Here is a 25006-nt window from a genome sequence, read left to right as displayed (position 1 = left end):
TTAACGTTTGTATTGACTGTAACGCTGTTGTAGCTGGCGTAATTGATCGATACGAGCATCATAACGTGCTTGATCGTCACTACCTAATTTTACGAGTGAGCTGGCACTACTGAGGTATTTGATGGCATTGCCAAACTGACCGCGAAGTGCCATTTCTTCAGCATGCGCTGATAATTCTTCATGGCGTTTACCTTGTTTGGCAGCGGCTTCGGCTGTCAGGTGCCAACCGTTGGGATCATCTGGGTTATTGAATGTATAGCGGTGGAGCAGTTTTAAAGCCTGTTGATATTGTTTGGCGTGAATAAGCGCATTAGCGAGATTGATCTGTAATACCAAATTGTCCTTTTGTTTCTGCAAAGTGTTCTGTAACCGGGTGATAGCCTGAGCAATTCGGTTCTGTTCAATGTCGATATCAGTCATTGTGTCAATGAACCAGACATTATCCGGTTGTTTTGCTAACAGTGATTCCAGAATAGCTCGTGCCTCAGTGTATTTTTTATCTTGGGAAAGTAAGATTGCCCGGCCATAAGCGGCGGCAAGTTGTTCTTTAGCTGTGCCTCTGCGGTAATTTTCTAAAATCTGTTCAAGGTAGCCGCGTTGTTCTGTGGTGTACATGCCCATGACACGGACTCTGGCGAACAGAAAATCTTGAGATTGTGGAAGGTTCTGGGCCGGATATTGATTAGCGCGGTTACGTGCATCAGCAAGGCGGCTGTCAGGTAACGGGTGAGTGAGTAGCATTTCTGGTGGCTTGGAACTGTAACGGGTTTGATCTACCATGATTTGCATAAAATCTGGCATACCTTGAGGATCAAAGCCAGCTTTACGTAATGTCTGCATGCCAATACGATCAGCTTCCTGTTCATTGGATTGAGTAAAACTGATCATGCCTTGTTGTACGCCGGCGATAGTGCCGCTGAGGGCTGCCATCCCTGCTTGTGGACTAGCCATTAGTAAAAGAATAGAACCCAACATACCTGCCCAGGCTAGCGGTGCTGTACGTTGCTGATCTTCCATCATTCGTGCCAAGTGGCGTTGAGTGACGTGGGAAATTTCGTGAGCCATTACCGAGGCAAGCTCGCTTTCATTACGGCTATAACGAAAAAGTGCGGCATGGAGTACGACATTACCGCCAAAGAAAGCATAAGCGTTGATATTCGGGTTATCAATCAGATAGAAATGGAAAGGTGTTTTAACTGAGTCCGCATGGGCCACTAGCCTTTGTCCAAGGGCATTGATGTATTGTGTTAATAATGGGTCATAAATCAGCGGAGCGTTGTCACGCATCTGGCGAACGTAGAAATCTCCCATTGCCAGTTCCTGATTGATGCTCAGGATTGAACCTGCCGTGGTACCCATATCCGGTAATGAATCTTCAATGGAGGCGCTGAGAACAGGGGAGCTTGTTAGCAATAATGTACTGATTAATATTGCTGTCAGAGATTGATTAGACATTATTTTCATAAAACAAAAATGCTCTCATTTGACCATCGTTTTAGATAATGCGTGTATGATAAACAAGGGTACCTTAAAATTAATCAATTAGTACAATTTTTAAGAAAAATAGAAATATGAATATTGCTATCAAGGAGCCTGGTCAATGCTGGATATGATTATACAGTGGTATCGCCGTCGGTTTACTGATCCGCAAGTTATTGCGTTATTTGTCATCTTGTTGGCAGGGTTTTGCATTATTTATTTCTTACATGGCATTTTGACACCTTTACTGGTGGCGATTGTTCTTGCCTATTTGTTGGAATGGCCAACGGCTAAACTGGAAAAACTGGGATGTTCGCGCACAGTGGCTGTTTGTATCGTGCTAATTATTTTTTCCGGTATTAGTTTGTTGGTCATCTTGATTGTGGCGCCAACTGTATGGCAGCAGGGAATTAATCTGTTGTCAGATATACCTAATATGCTTAATCGGTTTAATGAATATGCTCAGACATTACCAGCCCGTTATCCGGCTTTGGTTGATGCTGGCATCATTGATATGATGGCCGAAAATTTGCGCAGTAAGATTTCAACTGCCGGAGAGTCTGTGGTGAAATTTTCGGTGGCTTCATTGATTGGTTTGTTAACGCTGGCTATTTATCTGATTCTTGTGCCACTGATGGCCTTCTTCTTGCTAAAAGATAAAAACCAGATGTTGCAAGCATTGCAACGGGTCCTGCCACGTAATCGCATTTTGGCCGGGCAGGTATGGCGCGAGATGCACCAGCAAATCACTAACTATATTCAGGGTAAAGTCACCGAGATGGTGATCGTTGGTATTTGTACCTACGCGGTGTTTGCATTTCTTGGATTGGATTATTCATTGCTGCTTTCTGTTTTGGTTGGGCTGTCAGTGTTAATTCCTTATGTGGGTGCGCTGATTGTCACGATTCCTGTTGTACTGGTTGCGTTATTTCAATGGGGAGTCGGGACAGATTTCTGGACTTTGATTATTGCCTATTTAGTTGTTCAAGGGCTGGATGGTAACTTGCTGGTGCCGATTTTATTCTCTGAAGCCGTAAACTTGCACCCGTTGGTAATCATTCTTTCCGTGATTACTTTCGGTGGTTTGTGGGGATTCTGGGGCGTATTTTTTGCTATTCCGCTGGCGACGCTGATTAAAGCGGTGATCCAAGCCTGGCCGGAAGAGATAGTTATAACAGAAAACGGTGAAATAAAAGAGTAAATCTATTTTTAATGATGTTGGTACCCGTTATTAGGGGAAGTACGGGGTGGTGATATCCCTCCCGTACTTGCCCCTAGCATCTTGAGCGGTTAAATGAGCGTGATTAAATTTCTATTTAAGGGTGCGGTTTCAGATAATCCACCACGATTTGGTGGTGATCACTGGTCTTGAATTTATCAAAAACGTGCTCAATATTACCGTTGGTATCGATCAGGAAACTGATACGGTGGATACCATCATAGGTTTTTCCCATAAATTGTTTCTTGCCCCAGACACCAAACTGTTCAGCAACTTGATGATCCTCATCGGACAACAATGTGAAGTTCAGCATTTCTTTCTCCACAAAGCGTGACAATTTACTTGGGTTATCTGTGCTAATGCCTAGCACTTCAACACCTGATTCCTTTAATGTATCCATTTCATCGCGCAGACCACAGGCTTGTACAGTACAACCAGGAGTCATTGCTTTAGGGTAAAAATAGACTAAAACACGCTGGCCTTCGAAATCAGATAAATTGATTGTTTCTCCATCTTGGTCAGGAAGGCTGAACTGAGGGGCCTTATCACCGGCTTTCAATGGGTTCATCCTGTATTCTCCGTTTAATCTTTCAACTAAAGTGGTTCTAGAATACTAATACTGCCTTGTGCATTTAGATCTGTACATAACTTATTAAACGCCTGCTTAATAATTATGCCGTCATCCTCTAATAGACTGTGGGCGGTAATCTGGATCTGCAACCGAGCAGGGATATCGCCTTCTGGTGGCTGTGTTTTTGATACCAGTTCAGCAATATTAAAATCCTGTGTAGTAAACAGATTGGTAAACTGCTCAACAATGCCGGCTGAATCATCAACATCAACCTTAACGGAAACCGTGGAAGGAAATGTTGTGTGGACATCGCACTTTGTGCGTTTCATTACGATAAGAAGATCGAGCTCGGCCCCTTTCTGTGGCAGTGAGGATTCAATCATTGTGATAGCGTTCCAGCTACCGGAAAGTAGCATAATGAAGGTGAATTCCTCGCCAAACATGGCTAAGCGGCTGTCTTCAATGTTACAACCACACTCACTCACAAGACGAGTAATGGTGTTGACGATACCAGAGCGGTCAGCGCCTAAAGCGGTTATAACGAGAAAATGTTGTTCTGATTGTGGCAAAGTCACTTTTCCTTCTCTGCTGTGTTTTCGTTAAGGTAAACATAAAAAGGCCATACTGCCAAGGTCAATTGCATCAAGGTTGCTCTATTGTGTTTCCATTCCCTATCATTGAATTTCAACAAATTACTTTGGTTATCACTTCTTTTTAACAGAGGTTATCTGGTATTAACAAAATTCATCGAAATCCTGTGTTAAATAGTTTCCTTCTGAATGACTAAAAAGTACCATGGAGCTCTTGTTTGTATAGGGGGTTATGTAATGTCTAGCGGGAGATTTGAATTTACAGGTAGCATTGTTGCGCTGGTAACACCAATGGATGCGAGTGGTCAGGTTGATAAGGCCAGTTTGAAAACGTTAATCGATTACCATGTTGCTAGTGGGACATCAGCGATAGTCTCGGTAGGGACAACTGGAGAATCTGCCACATTGAGTCATGATGAGCATGGCGATGTTGTTTTGACAACCGTGGAATTGGCTGATGGGCGTATTCCGGTTATTGCCGGAACAGGTGCAAATGCGACTGCTGAGGCAATATCCCTAACGAAACGTTTTGAAAACAGTGGCGTTGTTGGTTGCCTAACGGTAACGCCTTATTATAATAAGCCGTCGCAGGAAGGTTTATATCAGCATTTTAAAACGATTGCTGAAAATACGGATTTACCACAAATTCTGTATAATGTGCCTTCTCGTACCGGGTGTGATCTGCTGCCGTCAACTGTGGCGCGTTTGGCGAAGATTAAAAATATTGTCGCAATTAAAGAAGCTACAGGGAACTTAAATCGAGTTAGTCAAATCCAAGAATTGGTTAATGATGACAGTTTCATCTTATTGAGTGGTGATGATGCAAGTGGATTGGATTTTATCCAGCTTGGTGGCAAAGGGGTTATTTCTGTTACTGCAAACATTGCGGCGCCTGAAGTTGCTAAGTTTTGTGAGTTGGCATTAAACGGCCAGTTTGCAGAGGCGCGTCAGTTAAATAACCGCCTGATGGATTTACACCGTCAGCTCTTTGTTGAACCTAACCCGATTCCAGTTAAATGGGGATGTCACAAATTGGGTTTGATTGCTGATGACACCGTGCGTCTGCCGATGACGCCATTGACGGATGCAGGAAAAGTCTCAGTTGAAAAAGCCTTGAAAACGGCCGGATTATTGTAAAATTTAGGGAATTTTAATGGCAATATTGTTGCAAAAATCGAAGGTGATGAAGGTTGCTGGTATGTCACTTGTCATGTTATTGGCAGCCTGTTCCAACGACCAGAGCTATAAGCGCCAAGTCAATGATGATGAGACATATCTTGAAACTCCTTCCCTGAAGGCGTTGAAAGTTCCTGCGGGTATGGTATTGCCATTGCAGAATGGTGAATATGATATTCCAGCAATAGCCTCTAAGGGGCAGGTTGGGAAAGCGCTTGATATTCGCCCGCCATCTCAGACACTCGCCCTATTGAGTGGTTCCCGTACTGAAAACAGTGCAAAGAGCAGTAAGTTGCTATTTGAAAGCACGCCTGAGAATAGTCATCTGTGGTCACAGATTAACAATGTGCTATTGAAAAAAGGTTACCAAGTTAGCCAACGCGATGATGCTAGCCAGACATTGACAACCGATTGGCTCGATTGGCCGCGTGCGGATGAAAATGTTCCATATCAGACTCGTCATCGTATTAGTGTTGCACGCCAGAGCTATCAGATTGAATTATCCGTTACTAATGAAGGGCTGAGACAAGGTGATCATCAGATAACTGATCCTCTTGAAATCCAACGTTATAACACACTGATGCTCAATGAATTAATTGAAGGTGTAAACCAGCAGCGTGAACGCATTAGCGATGACTCTGTGGCGCGTAATCTAGGTTCATTGGATGTACGGAGTGGCGGTGATACATCTGGATTACCTCAGATGATTGTTCGGGCGCCATATAATATTGTTTGGGATAGATTACCGGCAGCACTGGAAAAAGTCGGTATGAAAGTGGGTAGCCGCAGCCGTTCAACGGGCTCTATTACTGTAACTTATAAAAGCCTCGGTTCATCTGGCTGGAAATCAATGGGTGTTAATGAACCATCCATTAATGAAGGTGATTACAAATTACAGGTTGGTGATTTGAATAACCGGAGCAGCTTACAGTTTATCAGTGATAAAGGTAAGCCGTTGACCCAGTCACAAAATGACGAATTGGTTGCAGCGTTGAAGGCTGCTTTCAGCCAGACCACAGGATTATAGGTCTAATTAAAGGGGCGAAAAGCCCCCTCGGATTATTGACAAAGCGCTGGCTGTTTAAGTGAGCGCTTTGATTTCATTGAATTCTCGTACAAAAGATGGTCTTGCCGCGAGGTTAAGATGGTCTCTTCCAGCGCAATTTCCCTTGGAAAGGGTACTACTGAAAAGTCGGCGCCTAAATATTATCTAGTCTATGTAATTGATTCGATTGTTAATTTTGAATTTATTTGTGGTAAGGCTGTTATCTATAACTGCTTAATATTGGTTGCCAATATACAAAAGATAGACTAGATCTGACAGTCATCATATTGCTGAAAGCTTAAAATCCTATCATCAAGATGCTTGGGTTTCCTTTCTCCACTATGAATGATTATCTCACTAATATATTAATGACCGAACTGGCAACCAAATTGGGTATGAATGGACTCTCTTTTGATGAAGAGGGAAATTGCTTCTTACTCATCGATAACTCTATGCCTGTTATTTTGCGTCGTCAGGAAGAACATTTAGTCATTATTGGCCAGATAGATATGGTACTTCCAGATTCAGCTGATGCTGACACTCTTCGTTATTTGCTCAATATAGCACTTAATCCATTAAATAATCAGTTACCTGGTGTTGGTTGGCATCAAGAGCTTGGGGTCGTTGCGTATAGAATATTACCCTTGCTACCTCTCACGGCCAATAAGTTGGAGCATGAATTGTCTGAATTTATTACTTGGGCAAATACATTTCCATCGTCACTATCACAGAAAAATACCTTGCCGTCGTCTTATGACAGGAGAATAATTTATGATCGAATTTAAGAATCTTACCGCATTACAACATGCCTCATCACAAATACAAGAGCAGGTTCGTAACGAAGGTAAATTGCAAGTTGCTGGGCATGCATATCATATTAATGCAGATCTGCAACAGGTTTTGCGTACACATCCAAAAGGCAATCACTTTGCCCGTTTCCTTGAAGGGGTAGGTAAATTTTTCTTACATGGCAGTAGTGCCTCAGTGGCTAAAGAGGTGACTAAAACCCTCTTTTCTACCGAAGGGGCGCAACAGCAGCGTCTACAGAGCACGGATTCGGTTAGCCATGCTCGTATGTTGTTTAAGGATGGCAGTTTGCGGACACCAGAACAAGTACTGGAGAGGTTAAAAACAGCAGATACCCATAAAATGACGGAAGCAACGTTGGCTGAACATTCTCTTTTGCTACAGTGTGCTATGTCCGAGTCACTACTGAATACAGAAACGGGTAAGAAATTACAGGATCTGATAGGGCACCAGGCCGCAGCTCAACTGACCAATAAATTGGCGGCCCCTGAGCAGTCTTTTGTCAGTTTTGAACAATTACGTACGCAACCTTCGGCTGCTAAAGCTGTTGACAGTCTTGAGCCAGTTTTGATGATGGAAGAGAAGAACTTGCTGGCAGCCCAACATCATCAAGAAGCAATAAGAGGCCAAGATCTTAGCCAGGGCATTTATGCAGAAACCCTTTCTGAAGAGTTTTATAACCCAGGTAAGTTAACGGATAATGCTGACCGTGCTACCGCCTGGATCCTTAAGGCATCCACTTCGGGGGGGAACGAATGGAGTAACTTCACAGCGCTACTCAAGGAGTATACCCATAATGGAAAAGATCTCACTGATAGCCAAGCCCTCAAGGAGCTTCATCATCGACTGGTTCCAAACATAGAGCGTGATTATCGTGGTCCAGCAATCAGCGGTGGGAGCCTTCCTTCTAGTATAGGCGGTGCAGCAATGCTGGCACATCATTTGGAGACATTGGACAAGGAAGATCCTCAGATTGGGAAACAGCTTTTTGCTGCTGTCGTCGGTTTTCACGGTTTCACTGATGGTAATGGCCGGATGGGACGTCTCCTTTATGCGCTGACAGAACTGAGAGCGGGTCAATTCTCCCCCCTTTCTGTCAAGACAGAAAATGCTTTGCATGGGATTCACTGAAAAGGGGCCTGCGTGTGCAGGCCAGCTTATTAACATAGCGCTGTGTTAAGAATATCCCCTTCATATAATTTCTTCCTGAAACTCAGGAAATTCAAATTAATATCGCTGACTATCGTTGGTTACCATATTGCTAAGATATTCACGATATTTTGAGTTTTTAACGCTCCAGAAATACAGAATCGAGCAATTTTTTTGTTAGCTTTACTTACCAGATGACCTTTGAGGATAAGTTTTTCGAAGGTCATCAGCTTGCCTTGAGATTGATAGGCAGACGGTTTTTTAGCATGAAATTTGGCTGTTTTTTAGACTAATCAGATAATTATAGAAAAAATCAGCCCTTTGGACAGGATTTTATCGACAATCTGTTTTATTATTTATCTATGGTAGTAATATCTCTGGAGTATATAAGATGCAAAAAAAAGCTGAGTTGTATCGTGGAAAGGCAAAAACGGTGTACACCACGGATGATCCTGATTTGTTAGTGTTGGAGTTCCGTAATGATACATCAGCATTGGATGGTGAACGTATTGAACAGTTTGATCGTAAGGGGATGGTGAATAATAAATTTAACCATTTCATTATGAGCAAATTGGCGGAAGCAGGGGTTCCGACGCAAATGGAACGACTGTTATCGGACACTGAGGTATTAGTTAAAAAGCTGGATATGGTGCCGGTTGAATGTGTTGTGCGTAATCGGGCTGCGGGGTCATTAGTTAGACGCCTTGGTGTTGAGGAAGGTCTGGTATTGAATCCACCTCTGTTCGATCTGTTTCTGAAAAATGATGCTAAGCACGATCCAATGGTGAATGAATCTTATTGTGAAACTTTTGATTGGGTTAGCAAGGAACATCTGGCTGAAATGAAAGAATTGAGCTACAAGGCCAATGAGGTATTGAGCAAATTGTTTGATGATGCGGGTTTGATTTTGGTTGATTTCAAACTGGAATTTGGTTTGTTCAAAGGGCAGATAGTTCTGGGGGATGAATTTTCTCCTGATGGTAGCCGTTTGTGGGACAAAGAGACGTTGAACAAAATGGATAAAGATCGCTTTCGCCAAAGTCTTGGTGGTCTGATTGAAGCGTATGAAGAGGTAGCGCGCCGTATCGGTGTTATTTTGGACTAATTGCGCAAACGATTACTTGGGCCGAAAGGCCCTTTTATTGGCACAAGTGATTCTGGTTGTGATTTTTTCATTGGCCTTTTATGATCAAATATTATCTGACAATATGAATAGTTAATATGAATTAATTCGATATAGAATAGACTAGGGCTTTGTAGTAATGAATTGTTTAAATTACGCGCAATTTAAGGCAGTTAATATTGAATAGGAATTCATTTATATAGTCGCTATATATTTGTAAAAATCATTATAATTCATTGGAATTATTGCTATTTTTTACTCCATTTATGATTCATTGTTTGGAATAAGTTATTTATACCTAATAGATTTCGAGTTGCAGCGCGGCGGCAAGTGAATGAATCCCAGGGAGCATAGATAACTATGTGACTGGGGTGAGTGAAAGCAGCCAACAAAGCAGCAGCTTGAAAGATGAAGGATATATTGTTCATTATTCGTATTGAGAATGTACCTGACAATTAGGTTATTAAATGACCTGATAAAGGTATTGACATTGTAGAATAAGGTCTCGATTTTATTGTTCGGTTATTTTCTTGTGATAGCGTTTATAAACATTTCAATCAGATCGTGATAAATGCGGGTATTTTGCGATAATTGCATTTTGCTAAATGTGAACCAGATCTTGCTGTTGTGATCGATCTGTTATTAATAACCTTGATGTTGGCTGCATATACCTAATAGATTTCGAGTTGCATCGCGACGGCAAGGGAGCGAATCCCCGGGAGCATAGATAACTATGTGACCGGGGTGAGTGAGTGCAGCCAACAAAGAGGCAGCTTGAAAGATAACGGGTATATACTGATTGTTGCAAATAACATCGCTAATTTTAATGAGGTGCCATAACCTAAAGATGAAAAGCGTCATGTCAAAGAATTTAACTGTATGGCGGATACTGTTACAGAGTGCCATACCATTTAAGGGGACAGTTGTATGTGCGTTTTTGGCCTTAACCGTTACATTATCGTGCGATCTAAGCGGTCCTTATATTATCCGGAATTATGTTGATAAGGCGACATCAGGAACGACTGTTGATCAACTTATCGTGTTGGCAATTATTTATGTTTTTATTGCATCGATTGGTGTTATCGGTAGTTTGGTAACCAGTTACATGAGCACCAAAGCCGGTTGGGGTATTGCTGATACCATTAGATATAAGCTCTTTCACCATGTGATGACAGTTTTACCTGTATTGGAAATAGAACGGCGATCACAGGGAGAATTGCTGGAAAATATTGAAGGTAATGCTGATATTATAGGAAAAACGATTTCTAAAGCAGGTTTCAAGGCCATTGCTAATTTAGCGCTGACATTAGGGACATTGGTTATTATATTCAGCGTCATGCCTCAGGCAGGTATTGCCATAGCAGTCGTCGTCATACTGGTGGCGTATGTATTGATTCAGTTAACCAGACTTTCTGTTCGTCGTTGGTTAATTGCGCGAAATGAAAAAGCCCGAATCTTTGGTTTTGTCGGTGATTCATTACATGCAATGGATGATTTACAACCATTGTCGCAGGCGCATTGGCCTGCTATTGCATTTCGTAAGATGCTGTCAATGTTGCTCAAATTTGAACGCAGTGCTTATATTGGTGGCAGGGCTTTTTGGCCAATTACTCAGATCTTCTTTGCACTCTGTTTTGGTATAGGTTTTGGTTTTGGGCTGCAATTACTTGGTGAGAACAGCTTAAGCATCGGTACATTAACGATGGTTTATCTCTACGTTGATAAACTTCGGGAGCCGGTGGAGGATATGTCATCAGAAATAGAGCTGATACAGAAATTATTTGCTGCTTTGTCACTTTCGGCAAAAATGTTAAATGAAGGCGTCCCGGGTAAATCATCGGATAATTTACTGCCTGATGGTCCTCTCTCTATCCATTTCGATAATGTTGATTTCAGTTATAACGGAAAAGAAACGCAGATTTTGCATGGCGTTAATTTTTACGTCGCTCCGGGGAGCAAAATTGGCATTATTGGTAGAACGGGGGCGGGGAAAAGTACCCTTCTTAATTTGATGTGTGGATTCGCGCGACCCGATTCAGGCAGAGTAACAATGGGTAATGTCGATGTCTCAACGATTAAGCCGGAAGAGTTTGCGAAAAAGATTGCTGTCTTGAGTCAGCGTACTCATCTGTTTTCCGCAACATTGCGGGAAAATTTAACGCTTTTCAGCAATGAAATATCTGACGATCAAATTTGGGAGGTTCTCCAGGAATTAGATGCGCTTGAATGGGTTAGGGCATTACCTGATGGTCTTGATACACCGGTTGGTACTAATGGTCTGATGCTATCAGCAGGAGAAATTCAAATGATAGCGGGTGCCAGAGTGATGTTACAGCATTGCTCGTTGGTCATTATTGATGAAGGAACTTCTCAACTTGATCCGCGAACGGAAGAGAGTTGGCTGAAATTACTTGAAAAGTTAAGCCACAATCGTACTGTCGTGATGGTTGCACATCGCCTTCACACACTTTCGGTGGTTGATGAAATTATCATTATCGATGATGGGCGGATTCAACAACGAATCCCTGAAACAGAAATCGCAATGTTAACGAGTAATCATGGGCTTATGGTATGACTATATCCTCCAATGTATCAACTAAACTTAAAATGTTACCAGCCTTGATTGAGCTGATAAAAAAGTTTGCTCCTCTCTATTTCATTACCATGTTCGTGTGGACACTGATGCATGGTTTTCCTCTGTTGATTGGTTACTTAATCAGTAAATTACTCGATAGAGCGATGAATGAGCCGACTAACCCTGTGGTCTGGTGGTTACTTGCCTCGGCGATTGCCACAATGGTCTTGCGATCATTGTTTCTATTCCTAGGGTTAACCTTTGACTTTACGTTAATTTTCAAAGTCAGTGCTTACCTGAAAGAGCGGGTTTTATGGGGCGTGAGCCATTGTTCCCGCAATCAGAGACAGACTTTTTCTCAAGGCGATATTTTAAACCGTATCCGTGATGATAGTGATGAAATTGCGGAATTTCTGAGTTGGACCTCTGATTTTATTTACCGTGCATTACTTTTAATTATCGCATTAGTTGTGCTTATCAACACTGACATAATAACCACACTTGCTCTTATGCCTATGATTGTGGGCCTCTGGGTCGGGGTGATACTTAAACGCAAGGTAGGGAATTTACAGCAGAGTAAACGTCAATCGCAAGGGGATATTGCCGGCAAGATTACTGACGTCTTAACGGGTATACGCGACCTGCGCCTTGGCAACAAAATGGAGGGGCAGATTGAGCGGTTATCGCAGAAATTTGTCAATCGACGAGCTATTCAAGCCAAACATCAGGTATTTACTGACCTTCTTTCTGGGTTGTTCAAAAATATTGTCATACTTGGGACGTCGGCTGTCTTATTGATAGTGAGTAAACGAATCGTTGATGGCAGTTTTACTGTAGGGAATCTGGCACTATTTTTGACCTATATCGGTTGGATCAGTGAACAGATACTCTTCTTTGGTCGGTCAGTTGCCTATTATAAAAATGCTGATGTGTGTTATGGGCGAATCAGACAGTTTCTGGCGAATAAAGTAGATAAAAAAGAGACCAAAGAGTATGAGCAAGATGAAATTCTGCATAAGCTGAGCGTTAATCATCTGGCATATTCAAAAACTCAACTCCCTGTTTCATTTGAGGCAACAGCTAATCAGGTTATTGGCATTGTTGGTGATATTGGTTCGGGTAAAACCACCTTTTTGCGTTACCTGATTGGTCTGGAAAAATCCAGTTCCGGCAGTGTACTTTGGAATAACCGAGAAGTTCTGGGAAATGAAAACTGGTGGCGGAATCCACGTATTGGATATGCCAGACAGAAAGCCGGTTTTTTTGGTGGAACTGTAAGGCAAAACCTCGCGTTGGGTGATAAAGATATCGATGATGATGTCATGGTGCGGGCGCTGGAGGCGGTAGGTTTGACGCCCGGCTCATATGAATTGCCAGGAGGGCTCGATACCGTCATTAATTCTGGTCGTGCCGGTCAATTATCTGGCGGCCAGCGTCAGCGTTTGGCATTAGCCCGGATGTTATGTCGTCCCGCTGATGTTTATATTGTTGATAACTGCGATTCGTCATTAGATATGGATACAGCCCGTCGTTTATGGACTGTTTTACCTGAGCATTGGCCTGGTTTGTGGATTGTTGTCTCGCATAATGCCGATCTTCTCGCTAAAGCGGATCATATTGTTACCGTTCAACAGCGGAGAGAGTCACCATAATCCATTGGATATCCACTCCTGGCTAAGTCGGTAGGAGTGGATGTCAATAATGAAATGGTATATATTTTTTTATATCAAACGAGGAGGGACTATGGGTAAACAAGCTGTTTTTACTATGAAACTTGAATCAGATCTGCGTGATCACTTTATGGCTGCTACGGCAGCAGAACACCGCCCAGCTTCTCAAGTTGTCCGTGAACTGATGCATGAATATGTCCAGCGTCATAAATATCGTGCTTTCCTTCAGGAAAAGGTTGATATCGCACGCCAATCTGTAAAAGAGGGTAATGGTGTTGAACATAGCGACGTAAAAGCGATTTTTGCGGCTCGAAGAGAACAGGTTAAGGCTCGTAAGTGAACGTAATTTGGACACCTCAGGCGCTTTGCGATAGCGAGGCAATATGGGAGTACCTTATTGTAAGAAATCCAGACGCTGCACTCAAAATGGACGAACTGTTTGAGTCAGCGGCTGATCGATTAGCAGATTTCCCTTATATCGGTCATGCCGGAGAGATCTCTGGTACTTTGGAATTTTTTCCACACGAACACTATCGACTGGTTTATGAGATTAGTAGTGAAACTGTCTGGATTTTAGCTTTAGTGCATACATCGCGGTTGTGGCCGTAGGAAGTTGAGTAATTACATGCTTATTAAGAACTTAATTGCCACATTGGAAAGTGAAATACAGATATTAATAACCACATTGCTTAATGAGCAATGGGAAGTAGCCAGGGAATTAATGAATGAATCATTGCGTATGGCGGCTGATGATTTAGCTTTAACTATATTGGCAGACAGTTTGTGTAACTCAGATATTGATATTATTTATCAGCAGCAAGGTGCTTGTCATCTACGGCTAAATACTCTCAATGGAAAGCTCAATCTTTATATTGGGATTAAAGATCGGCAAATTGATTCTCTCACATTATCTCAATGCCCAATACCTGATGCGTATGCAAAACAGGGTATTTTTATCGAAAAAACGTTAAAGACGTTTGGTCTTAGAGATGTCCCGGATGGTTTGGTATGTTTACCATCACCCCATACTGCCAAAGCACTTGTACTATTGCTTGCGGGTTCTGGTCCGCATTCGATGGATTATGATGTTGGGCCTAATCCACTATTTCGTATGTTGGCACATGAATTAAGTCAATATGGCATTGCGAGTGTACGTTTTGACAAACGCTATTACCGTATCCGGCAGAGAAATATGGGCCCTGAGGTTGTCGATCTCAATACGGAAATTGTTGACGATGCTTGTAATATTCTGACCGGTTTAATGGGACATATTGAATTTCACGATATGCCAGTATTTCTGGTTGGGCACAGTTTCGGCGGATATGTCAGCCCATTAATTGCAAAGAACTTACAGCAAAAATCGGGTTTAAATGTTACGGGCATTGCGATGTTGGCGGCGCCTTTCCGTAATTTACTCCGGGTGATTTTATCCCAATTACCCAGTGGGAAAGGGCAAGATACAGTATCTCTTGAGAGCTTTTTGTCAGTGCCGGATAGTTATCTCAAACAGATTGAGAATTATCATGCATTTGGCTGCTTAAACAGCTTGCCTGCAATACCGTTATTTTTTGCTCAGGGAGATCAGGATTTCCAGATTTTGCATAATGTTGATTTCACGATGTGGCAAACTGCCCTGCAAAATAATAAGCAGGCAGAGTTCAAACTCTACACTGGATTGAATCATATTTTATTGCCTACAATAGGATGTGATGGTGGAGAGGATTATCTGCAACCAGGTCAGATCCCGGTGCAGGTAATTGCAGATTTGGCTGTATGGATCATCCACCATTCGTCAATGAAATAGACAGCGCTATTTATCTTTTTCGAGCAGTTTGACCCAATCGTTGATTGTCGGCCAGCGGGCTAAATCTGCAAAGTTAATTGGGTACCCCGCATAATTTAGCCGATCAACCAGCATCAGCATTTTTATCGAATCGAAACCGATATCAAAAAGATTTTCATCCTCCGGTATTGTCTCTACTTCCGGGTAAAGTGCTCTGATTTCTCGATGTAAAATCTCATAGAGAAGCTGATCTTTCATTATTCCTCCAAAAAAATTTGTATTAAATAAAACAAGCTACAACTCTCTGATCCCTTCGATTGGCGCCGATGCGGCTGCGCGATGTGATGGATATACACCAAACACGACGGTAATGAAGCAGGCTGCAAGGGAAGCTAATAAAAAGGAATAGAAAGAGAAACCAACCGTAATATCAAATAGTAATAAAATTCTGAAACCGATAAATGAGAATAACAGCCCTAATAGTGTTCCCGATAATGAAATCAAAAATGCTTCAGTAAGAAACTGGTAAAAAATATCAGAATAACTTGCTCCTACGGCAAGCCGTATACCTATCTCTCTTCTACGTTCTCTAACACTGATGAGAATGGTATTCATGACACTGACACCCGCGACAAAGAGGGTTACTGACGATATTGACAATAGGAAAAGATTAATTTTTGACTGAGTTTCATGCAACGTTTTCAACAATTCCGTGGTATTACGTATCTCGTAGCTTTGTTGATGTTTAAACCGTGACAACCGTTCTTCAACAGCGTATTTAACTGATTCAATATGAGAGGCGTCTTTGGCTTTCAACGCCATGCCACTAGGAGGCGTATTGCCGAACAGCCGTACCAGATAGCTGTTGCTTGGCAAAAAGGCGGCATTATCTACTCCTGCATCCATACCTTCGCCTTTCTGTGTCAAGATACCGATAACTTGCATTGAGATGTCGTTGATCTTGATGCTTTGCTCGAATGCGGTTTCTTTTTGTGGAAAAAGTCGTTCGGCCAGAGAGGCCCCCAAAACAACAACATTTGCTAGGGCAGCATCGTCTTGTAATGTGTAAAAACGTCCACGATCAATTACCAGATTACGGATAATCGCGATATCTGCATTGGCACCAATTAATTGAACATCAGCAGTGCCTTGTGGAGAAACTATCGTTCCTGGCGCAGCGTAAAATAGGGTGCTGTGGCTAATATGGGGATTACCTGAAAGTGACGTTATATCCTCTGGTGTCAGATAATCATGATGGGAATCGAAAGCGCCGTTTTCTTGTCTCTTGTATTTTACTGAAATGATATTGCTTCCCATTGAAGAGACCATCTTAACAATATGATGCTTGGTTTCTGTACCAATTGCTTGCATGATCACAATCGAAGCTACCCCGATAGCAATGCATAATAGCGTCAAGAAGACCCGTGTTTTATGAGCGGTAAGAGAGCGTACCGTCATCTTGAGGTTAAACAGGATAACCATCGAATAAATGTTGAATTTTAAGGTTATTTTACTCATACTCATTGAGTCACCAGACAACCATTATCTAAATATAGTTTGCGTTTGGCATATTTGGCGATAGCTTGATCATGTGTTACTAGGATAATGCCGCATCCATTATGATGTAATTCAGCAAAAAGCTGCATGAGATTGGTCGCATTAGTGGTATCTAACGCGCCGGTAGGTTCATCGGCAATAATAAACTTTGGATTGTTGATCAAAGCGCGAGCGACAGCAACGCGTTGTTGTTCTCCTCCTGACAGATGGCGCGGGTATTTATCTAATAAATTGTCAAGTTGGAGGCGATCGATTAAGTAATGAAAATGTTCTCTGTCATAATCGAAGTTTCTTTTTAAGTAGTACATGGGCATCAAGATGTTTTCATCAATGCGGTAGTTTTCGAGCAGGTTATAATTCTGGAAGACAAAGCCAAAATATTTTCGCCGTAAAAGCGCCAATGAGTGGATCTTTTGCTGAATTACCGTGAGATCGTCAATAAGATATTCTCCCGCACTGGCGAGATCCAAAAGCCCTATTATATTCAATAAGGTACTTTTCCCTGAACCGGAGCGACCAAGAATAGCAACATAATCATTCTGGTCTATGGTTAAGCAAATATCTTTCAAGACAAGATGCTGTTTACCCTCATTGCCGTAGGTTTTGCAGATATTATTTAGCGTTATCATTTTGGCTCTTCCCAAGATTATCTTGTTTGGAAAGTACAACGATCTGCTCGTTATTCTGCAATCCGCTGACAACGACTGAACGTCTTCCATTGTTATGACCGATGAGTAATTTTCTTACTACGATATTTTCCTCTCTCATTTCACGTAAAAAATAGGTCGTTAGATCATCGTTCAAAGGTTGATGTCGTTTATTATTCAGTATGTCACTGGGTATGGTTACTACTCCGATGCTTTCGTGGGTCACAATAGTGACATCCGCGCTCATACTGGGCTTGAGCAGGAAATTATCATTAGGGACATCGAATAGCACCGTATAATAAACGGCATTATTAATGAGATCGGGCTTATACATAATCTTCTTAACATTACCGTGCCATATATGCTGATTTGTACTATAGATCTTGAAGGAGGCTTTTTGCCCCGTGACGATTTGGTTAATATCTGCTTCGGAAACTTTTGCATAAACAGTCATATTTTTGAGGTCGGCAATTTGCATGAGGACCGGTGTCTGTTGATTGACATTCAGAGTTTGCCCAGGGTCAACATGGATTGCAGTCACTACGCCGGCAATAGGCGAATAGATTTGGGTATAACTGAGGCTGACTTCTTCACTATGCAAAATATGTTCATTTTGCCTGATGTCTGCTTTGAGGCTTTCAATTCTTGCCTGACTTTTCTTGACGCCAAAAGCAGCCTCATCCAGCAGTTGCTGGCTGGTTGCGGAGCGCAAGTTAAGCTCTCTTTGGCGCTTTTCCGTGATGACCAGAAGTTGATAAGCGTATTGCTCCTCCTGCAACATGGCTCGCAATTTTTCTAGTCGCGCTCGGCTTGCCTCAACTTTAGTACGATAAAAAGTATCATCAATGCTGGCGACCCGCTTACCTGTTTCGACGATATCCCCGACTTCAACATATAACTTGGTTAACTGGCCTGAGATTTGGCTACCAACATTGACCTGACTGGTTGGTTGTATAACACCGGCAGCATTTACCGTAGTAATAACATCACCTAATGTTCCGGTGACGATTTGTTCTGCCATAACCGTAGATGTCTCTTTTTGGCTAAAGTTGTTATAAAGCACGGTAAGAAAAACGATCATGGCGATGGTGATAACCACCCATTTCTTTTTTTTGACCAGCACAATCAGCATCCACTTTACTATTTGTTATCGTTTCGAATCGTCAGGCATCAGGTCATGCTGAGTGCCTATGCAATCCAATAAATCAATCAAAAACAGCCCCATGTCGCTGATGATATCTTCAGAGAAAATATCATCATCGTAGAGCCATTCCAGACCTATCCCAGTTGGTGAATTGATCAGTTCGAGCGCAATATCTCCTTTAGGCTTAAGCCCCTTGATTTTTTCCTTGGTGCAATGGATTTCACCAAGATATAAACCAGTCTCAAATCCTATTTGAGAAGAAAAATAATAGGTGATTTCCGGTAATTGCATACTGTGGTGGTGATGAAGATGTTGTTTTAAATAGGCCAGTGAGATATTGGAATGTTTATTCGCGTCCGCCAGAAAATCGCGGACATATCTGGATACGTTAATCAGCGAAGTTTCCGCCGTAATATAGGGCAGCAGTAGTGTTGTTGCGAAGCTACCAACATTGTCAAACGGTATGGGAGGAACGCGGTTGGCACAAGGAATACCTACGATAATCTCATCTTTATTGAGTAATGAGTTAATGGTCATTAGAAATGCGCCAATCACAATATGTTCCAGAGTCACCGCATATTTTTTCCGCGTGCTGGATAGTGCGGCAATTAATTGAGGAGACAACGGCATTGAATAACGTCGGCCCCGGATCCTCTGATGAGTTTCTGATGTATCATTACGCTGTCCGGCAACTGAAAGTACATTGAACAATTTTTCTGTCCAAAAATTTAATGTTTCGTCTGACATGCGCTGATTAATGACATTAATGACATTAATGCCTGTTTCCGTCGCGGCTGCAATCTTTGGTACATTATCTGCGTAAGCGGAAGATAATTTTTGCAACACGTGAGCAATCGACATCCCGTCACAAAATGCATGATGGAAATTTAATAAAAGGTAGTGCTCATGTTCTGCTATTTTCAATAACTTAAAATATACCGGTGGATTATCCTGTAACGCCATCGGCTTAAATGCCATATCATTTAAGATCTTGCGTAATGAAATTTCAATATTGATGCCGGTAGCATGAGTTAAATCGATATATTCGAAAGGTAGGTTCTCTTCGATAGCCGGTGAGAAGGTTAAAGAGAGTTGCCCATCTGTTATGGTGACTCTTTGGCAGAGAGCAGGGAAATATTGCATGGTATACAGCAAAGCATAACGTAGTTTCTTTAAATCAATATCACCGGTTAGATGATAATATAACGGGATATTATGAGCGCCTGAACGATTAGAGATAGTATCGATGATCCAATAATACTGGTCGTGTTGTTCTGTCAGGCAAGTGCTATTTTTATCGATTAAAACCGGTATTTTCCCTTGTTGAATGACAGATTGTAATAGATAACCTAATCTAGGAGCGTGATAGAAATCTTCCAGGTGAATAGAACAATTAAAACGTTGCTGGATCTTATTAATTAACAATAATGCTTTAAGCGAAGTACCACCTGCGTCAAAGAAATTAGTCTCTTCATTAATAACGCTATCGCTATCGCCAAAAACTTCTCGCCATAGAGTAAAAAATATTTCTCGTTTTTCCCTTTTAATTTGAGAAATATTATCTTCTTTATTCAACTCTGACACTGGAGCAGCATCGTTGGATGAGGCTAATTCGACAATAAAAGGCACCTGTAATTTTGGATAACATCCACGCAAGAATGAAACGATTTCGTGACGTGTAATTGAGCATGATCCATCAGGTATAAATATATTAATATATTGGTACCCCGTTTCATTTTCTTTTATCGTTAAATGAATGTCATCAATATTAATCGCCGTTGTAAGTAATTTTTGCATTTCATCCAGATCGACACGTTTTCCGTCAATTTTACGCTCTTTATCCAGGCGGCCAATAAAATTTAAATTCCCTTGGGCATCGTAAAATCCACGGTCTCCGGTTAAATAATAGATTTCTCCATCGTTCAATTGTAAGAATTTACGTGAAGTTGACTGATTATCGTTAATATATCCGGTACAGATAGAATCGCCACGGATACATATTTCTCCATTACTGCCATTGATGATCTTGTCAGTTCCATATTCCCGAATAACGATAGTGGTATTTGCTAGCGCTTTGCCAATGATATTACCGGGTTGAAATTTATCATCTATTTTGTGACTGCTAGCCACAACGCAACATTCTGTTGGGCCATAAGAGTTAATCAGAGAAATGCCACATCCTACTTTTTCCAACCAATGATGAATGGCTTTATCCATTGCCAGATCGCCACCGATAATTGTTATTCTAATCGAAGGCGCTAATTCTTTAATGGCTGCATGTAGGAAAAAGACAATTTGATGCCAATAATTGGTAGGAAAATTAACTATAGTGACTGATTGTGCATGGCAAAATGAAAACAGTGCATTAAGCTCAACGATCATGTGATCACTGGCAATGGCTAACGTGGCGCTTTGATAAAAACAGCCAAACACCTCTTCAATATAAGCATCGAAAACGGGTGTGCTGAAATTGAGAATAACGTCATCTTGTTTAATATCATACTGCTCTGTCATTGCAGCTAAATAGGCATAAAGCCCCTTAAACGTTATCGGTACTGCTTTCGGTACACCCGTGGTGCCTGATGTGAGAAAGATATAGGCTTCATCCTCTTGAGCCGCGGGGCGTTTTATATCATTCCCCAGGAATATTTCGGAAGGGCGATTTTCTATATCTTCAATAAAGAGAAGATGAGTATTATTAATACCGCTTACTTTTTCATGGTAGCGATAGGCAGTAATTAATAAAGAAATATTCAGGCCATCTAATATGCTATTAATTTCTTCTTGCCCAAATGTCATATTGATTGGGACAAAACAGAGTCCCGCAGTATGGATTGATAATAGAGATAATAAGGAATCCATCCCTCTGGGTAATAACACTGCTACCCTTCGGTTTTGTAGAGGGCAGGATAATATCAATTGACTGAAAGTTAATAATTTGTGGTAAAGTTCATGGTAATTAAGGCAATGCACGGCGTTTATTTCTGCTTGATCCCCATAAATGACTGATTTTTTGTCCGGCGATACTGCAACGACTTGTGCTATTCTGGCAATAATATTCTCTTTAATAGGGTGATTAATGACAATATTTTCGGGGTTATCCAGGCTAGATATAATATTATCCATTGGTTCAATTTCTTTATATTTTCCCCAATATATCTCAACCGTTTCATTAATATTTTCTGCAATAGTACTATAAATACGTAAATAATCGTCGATCAGAGTATGGGCGGCAAAATAACTATATAGTCGGCTCCCCACATCCAATTCAACTAATGCTGATTTTCCATCAGGAGAAAACCGGATATTAATACCATAATTGTTGACTGCGCCGGAAGTCATACAACCGCGAATGGCGCGATTATCTTTCATAAGATCATGTTCAAGCTCATGTAGCAGATTAACATAGGGAGCGGCAGTGAATTGATCTGCTCGACTGATTGCTTCATGATTTAAATCATTTATATCAATACGGCTATGCTTGCTATGCAGGCTAATTTGCGACTGCATTGCTACGAGGATCTGTTTTATTGTTGCTTGCGGGGCTAAAGAAACCATAAGAGGCAAGGTGTTCATTGTCGGGCGATAATAGCGGTATTCTCCTTTATCACGTCGATTAGAGAAAGGTAAATTGATGATACTTGTTGATAAGCGACCTCGTTTGGTCATTTGCAGACATAGTGCCAATATCATCATTAATTTATCATTAAAGGTAAAACCACCGTTGTTTGCGGTGAGCGTCCGGCTTACTTTAATTGCTTTTGAGGGAAATAGGCGTTTACGGGCATAATCCTCTAATTTGGGCAGTTGGTTGAGGTAGTTATTCCAATACTCTTTGTTGTTGGCATAATGCACGTTTGCTTTATATTTAACATCGTCAAGGTAAGCCTGATAGGTAAAAATAGGCGCTGATGTTGAGTGGAATGCTTGTTGTTCATAGCAAGACAAAACATCGTGAATCAACTGACCTATGCCCCAATAATCTGTGGCGATATGGTGAGCAATGATCCCCCAAAAACAGCAACCAACATCATTAAAATAAAGATAATGCCTTATCGTCACCCCTTTTTCAGGCGCTAGCGGTTGAGCTGTTCTTTTGGCAAAATCAGCTTTTGCTGCTGGTTCTACTGCGGGATCCGACAGTTTTATTGGTATAATTTCGACGGGTGTAGATCCCTTTTCCTGAAAAATATTGTGTTCAGCAATACGGTAACGTAAGGAAAAACCATCATTGAAGTGATGAATGGTGATAATGGACTGCTTCAATCTTGCCAGATTAATATTATCACGGAAGCTGACGAATTCACCGACATTGAAGACAGACTTATCGTCAGCAACAGTGTTAGCAATAGCTAAGCGGAGCTGGGTATAATTCAACGGCCAATAATTGTCACTATATTCCATTATCTTGCGGCTCCAGACTATATTTCACCTTGCAACTCGCCCTTTATTTTTCCAAAAATAGATTCATCTATGCATAACCCAATATTACCTTCTGAGCTAAAGCAGATCAGAGGGCGCTTGCTGACACGCAGAATGAAATATTTGTTTTGTCCCTTGTGGTAGTATCCAGACGAATAATGGATAATATGTATACCATTACTGCGACTAAAATCTTCCAGGGAAACGCCTTCTTCCTGGCGTAATGAGGAAATAACCCATTCGTGTGAATATACCCCGGACTTCATCAATAATTTTCCTTCCTTGACCACGGCTTTATTTGATAACAGTTGATAGCCTACAAATAAGGCAATGATGACAAAGAGAGTTGTCGCAATACTTGCCGCCAGCTTATTGGGATTGCTGTTACTGAGCCAGTATGGTACAGGCAGAAAAACTAAAGCGATCAGGACGAGCGTCGCGACATTCATTAATATGACTTTGAAGTCTGGATTTAATCCCACGATATTATTCATGCTGCTGCCATTCCTAAAGACAATTCGGTAAAGAGATGAATCACTTCTTTGCGTTCTTCGCGTGTTGTGGGCAGATTGATATAACCACACTTTTGCGCTGCAAACAGGCAAGCGGTGATTTCCCTTCTGACCGCTTCTTTGACCAGTGTATCGACCATTTCTTGGTTGTTATAGAGTCTGGCAAGGTGAAGAGAAGCCGTGCCGGTTGAAAGGTCGCTATGATCAATTTTGGGTAAATAATTTGCCATGCATACAGTGACCGCTACTTGTACCGCCAGGCTCAAGTAGGCTGCTACGTTAACTGCCGCCGCCGCATTCACTGCCGCGACAACTCGGGTGCCGACAGCCACGTTAACCGCAGCAACGACATTTGCCCCTACCACCAGGCGAGCAATCTCAATACTGGTGTCATCTTCATGGTTTAAGGGTTCCAGAATTTCTTTCAGCCGGATAAGAGGAGGACTGTCGGTATCTTGGAGCTGATAGGAGTCGATGTGTTCTTTAAAATGTGCGACAAGGCTGGCATCTTGATTGAGATGATGATTGATTCGGCTTCTCAGACTTGAGCCCCTTTCGTTTAAACCATAGGTTTTTAGGTGGGAAAAGAGCGCTTCATAGTCGTTGGTTTTTACCGCATTCATTAAGTCTTTGTCATAAGTGATGAATAACAGTAATTCCTCTGCGGAGCCGGGGCTAACGATATCTTTGTCTATGCCAAATTCAGCCAACACTTTTTCCGGTGATTCCCGGTATTCTAATGCTAAATCGGGCTGCTGTCGTAGGGTTTCCCAGAATCGGTTATAGGTGATGATCTCTTCCCAAACTTCAACCGGGAGTTTGGCGTTTGACATTGACAGCCTGAGCTTATTTTCTTCAACTTCCCCCGGAGAGAGTAATGAACGTGGCACGCCAAACAGGCGGTTACTATCAGTGCGAGCGTTAACGGTGGGTATGACACTGCCAATAGCCGCACCCGCAGCCACGCCAATAAATGTACGTCTTTTCATAATTCGTTCCTTTATAAGTTAACGGAATTCTTTTTTTATTAAGATAATATGTAACCTTTCTTTGTTAAATTTTTTCATTACTGAAATAATTATCTAATTGATATTTCTTACCAGAGATATTCATTGTAAGTATATATTATGATTATCATAATGGTATTTGGGTATCATACTGAGTACTCAATGGGAAAACATAGAATAATTTACCCTCCGTTCGATTAAAGGTTAGACGATACTAACTATTAGCTGGATGGCAGGGCGGGATTCCACTTTGTATTTAATTTAATCAAAGAGAAGCTGGCTACGAAATTCTCCTGACCAAGTCGCTCTTCGACGTTTCGCTGCTTGACTATCTTTTATACTCGTATTTTGTTTAATCACATTTAATGCTATTCGATTAAAAAGAGCCATTTGTGCTGCACCATCAGGATCTTTAAGCGAGATAGCATCTTCCCGAAAGATGACGTCTAAAACCCAGTGTAGCTCATTTTCCACTGACCAATGCTTTCTTATTGCCGTGGCAGCCCGCTCCACATCTAAAGGCAACGAAC

Annotated in this window: 22 protein-coding genes; 11 read left to right on the top strand and 11 right to left on the bottom strand. The window is 41.6% G+C overall.

The features are described from left to right. Complete coding sequence (locus tag D3222_RS15725) at positions 1–1464, bottom strand: beta-barrel assembly-enhancing protease (RefSeq protein WP_118986997.1); 1464 nt, start codon at positions 1462–1464, stop codon at positions 1–3. 136 nt (positions 1465–1600) lie between these two features. Here D3222_RS15725 and D3222_RS15720 point away from each other — a divergent pair, with 136 nt between their 5' ends. Next, complete coding sequence (locus D3222_RS15720) at positions 1601–2680, top strand: AI-2E family transporter (protein WP_118986996.1); 1080 nt, start codon at positions 1601–1603, stop codon at positions 2678–2680. A gap of 115 nt (positions 2681–2795) precedes the next feature. Here the strand turns inward: D3222_RS15720 and bcp are convergent, their stop codons facing one another. Together bcp and D3222_RS15710 are read right to left on the bottom strand one after the other, a co-directional pair. After that, a complete protein-coding gene (gene bcp, locus D3222_RS15715) occupies positions 2796–3266 on the bottom strand; it encodes a thioredoxin-dependent thiol peroxidase (protein ID WP_118986995.1) in 471 nt (156 codons plus the stop codon). Positions 3267–3292: 26 nt separating this feature from the next. After that, positions 3293–3838, bottom strand: coding sequence for a glycine cleavage system transcriptional repressor (locus D3222_RS15710; protein ID WP_118986994.1), 546 nt, complete (start codon positions 3836–3838; stop codon positions 3293–3295). 258 nt (positions 3839–4096) lie between these two features. Between D3222_RS15710 and dapA the strand changes: the two genes are divergently transcribed. The 10 genes from dapA (at position 4097) to D3222_RS15650 (ending at position 15208) form a co-directional block, all read left to right on the top strand. Continuing rightward, on the top strand, positions 4097–4996 hold the full coding sequence (gene dapA / locus D3222_RS15705; protein WP_118986993.1) for a 4-hydroxy-tetrahydrodipicolinate synthase: 900 nt from the start codon (positions 4097–4099) through the stop codon (positions 4994–4996). Between the two features lie 16 nt (positions 4997–5012). Next, positions 5013–6062: an outer membrane protein assembly factor BamC gene (gene bamC / locus D3222_RS15700; RefSeq protein WP_118986992.1), complete on the top strand. Its 1050-nt coding sequence runs from the start codon at positions 5013–5015 to the stop codon at positions 6060–6062. A gap of 359 nt (positions 6063–6421) precedes the next feature. Further along, positions 6422–6865, top strand: a complete 444-nt coding sequence (locus tag D3222_RS15695; RefSeq protein WP_198672832.1) for a type III secretion system chaperone — start codon at positions 6422–6424, stop codon at positions 6863–6865. After that, positions 6852–8018, top strand: coding sequence for a VopS family T3SS effector adenosine monophosphate-protein transferase (locus tag D3222_RS15690; RefSeq protein ID WP_118986990.1), 1167 nt, complete (start codon positions 6852–6854; stop codon positions 8016–8018). Before D3222_RS15695 ends, D3222_RS15690 begins: the two co-directional genes overlap by 14 nt. A gap of 409 nt (positions 8019–8427) precedes the next feature. Further along, on the top strand, positions 8428–9141 hold the full coding sequence (purC, locus tag D3222_RS15685) for a phosphoribosylaminoimidazolesuccinocarboxamide synthase (RefSeq protein ID WP_118986989.1): 714 nt from the start codon (positions 8428–8430) through the stop codon (positions 9139–9141). Between the two features lie 877 nt (positions 9142–10018). After that, a complete protein-coding gene (locus D3222_RS15670; protein WP_232832543.1) occupies positions 10019–11734 on the top strand; it encodes an ABC transporter ATP-binding protein in 1716 nt (571 codons plus the stop codon). Next, a complete protein-coding gene (locus D3222_RS15665) occupies positions 11731–13386 on the top strand; it encodes an ATP-binding cassette domain-containing protein (protein WP_118986986.1) in 1656 nt (551 codons plus the stop codon). The genes D3222_RS15670 and D3222_RS15665 overlap by 4 nt, the downstream gene beginning before the upstream one ends. Before the next feature lie 91 nt (positions 13387–13477). Further along, a complete protein-coding gene (locus D3222_RS15660; protein ID WP_088374396.1) occupies positions 13478–13744 on the top strand; it encodes an antitoxin of toxin-antitoxin stability system in 267 nt (88 codons plus the stop codon). Beyond that, a complete protein-coding gene (locus D3222_RS15655; RefSeq protein ID WP_118986985.1) occupies positions 13741–14013 on the top strand; it encodes a type II toxin-antitoxin system RelE/ParE family toxin in 273 nt (90 codons plus the stop codon). The genes D3222_RS15660 and D3222_RS15655 overlap by 4 nt, the downstream gene beginning before the upstream one ends. A 16-nt stretch (positions 14014–14029) precedes the next feature. Beyond that, positions 14030–15208 (top strand): alpha/beta hydrolase family protein, encoded by a 1179-nt coding sequence (locus tag D3222_RS15650; RefSeq protein WP_118986984.1) that lies wholly within the window; start codon positions 14030–14032, stop codon positions 15206–15208. A 6-nt stretch (positions 15209–15214) separates the two neighbouring features. Here the strand turns inward: D3222_RS15650 and D3222_RS15645 are convergent, their stop codons facing one another. The 8 genes from D3222_RS15645 to D3222_RS15610 form a co-directional block, all read right to left on the bottom strand. Beyond that, positions 15215–15445 carry a phosphopantetheine-binding protein gene (locus D3222_RS15645; protein WP_118986983.1) on the bottom strand — a complete coding sequence of 77 codons (231 nt, stop codon included), beginning with the start codon at positions 15443–15445 and terminating at the stop codon, positions 15215–15217. A gap of 36 nt (positions 15446–15481) precedes the next feature. Further along, entirely contained in the window at positions 15482–16705 is a 1224-nt protein-coding gene (locus D3222_RS15640; RefSeq protein WP_118987026.1) for an ABC transporter permease, read from the bottom strand. 2 nt (positions 16706–16707) lie between these two features. Continuing rightward, on the bottom strand, positions 16708–17373 hold the full coding sequence (locus D3222_RS15635) for an ABC transporter ATP-binding protein (protein WP_118986982.1): 666 nt from the start codon (positions 17371–17373) through the stop codon (positions 16708–16710). Then, positions 17357–18523 (bottom strand): efflux RND transporter periplasmic adaptor subunit, encoded by a 1167-nt coding sequence (locus tag D3222_RS15630; RefSeq protein ID WP_232832542.1) that lies wholly within the window; start codon positions 18521–18523, stop codon positions 17357–17359. The genes D3222_RS15635 and D3222_RS15630 overlap by 17 nt, the downstream gene beginning before the upstream one ends. 15 nt (positions 18524–18538) lie before the next feature. After that, positions 18539–22939 (bottom strand): condensation domain-containing protein, encoded by a 4401-nt coding sequence (locus tag D3222_RS15625; protein ID WP_118986981.1) that lies wholly within the window; start codon positions 22937–22939, stop codon positions 18539–18541. 17 nt (positions 22940–22956) lie between these two features. Beyond that, positions 22957–23451 carry a hypothetical protein gene (locus D3222_RS15620; RefSeq protein ID WP_118986980.1) on the bottom strand — a complete coding sequence of 165 codons (495 nt, stop codon included), beginning with the start codon at positions 23449–23451 and terminating at the stop codon, positions 22957–22959. Then, positions 23448–24458 carry a hypothetical protein gene (locus tag D3222_RS15615; RefSeq protein WP_118986979.1) on the bottom strand — a complete coding sequence of 337 codons (1011 nt, stop codon included), beginning with the start codon at positions 24456–24458 and terminating at the stop codon, positions 23448–23450. The genes D3222_RS15620 and D3222_RS15615 overlap by 4 nt, the downstream gene beginning before the upstream one ends. Before the next feature lie 279 nt (positions 24459–24737). Further along, positions 24738–25006 (bottom strand): ISAs1 family transposase (locus D3222_RS15610; RefSeq protein ID WP_118986978.1); only part of this gene is annotated, 269 nt, incomplete at its 5' end.

It is taken from the genome of Photorhabdus sp. CRCIA-P01, from assembly GCF_003545805.1.
Lineage (GTDB): Bacteria > Pseudomonadota > Gammaproteobacteria > Enterobacterales > Enterobacteriaceae > Photorhabdus > Photorhabdus antumapuensis.
Note: the sequence above shows the minus strand (reverse complement) of the source record. Positions and strands in the feature narration are given on the sequence as shown.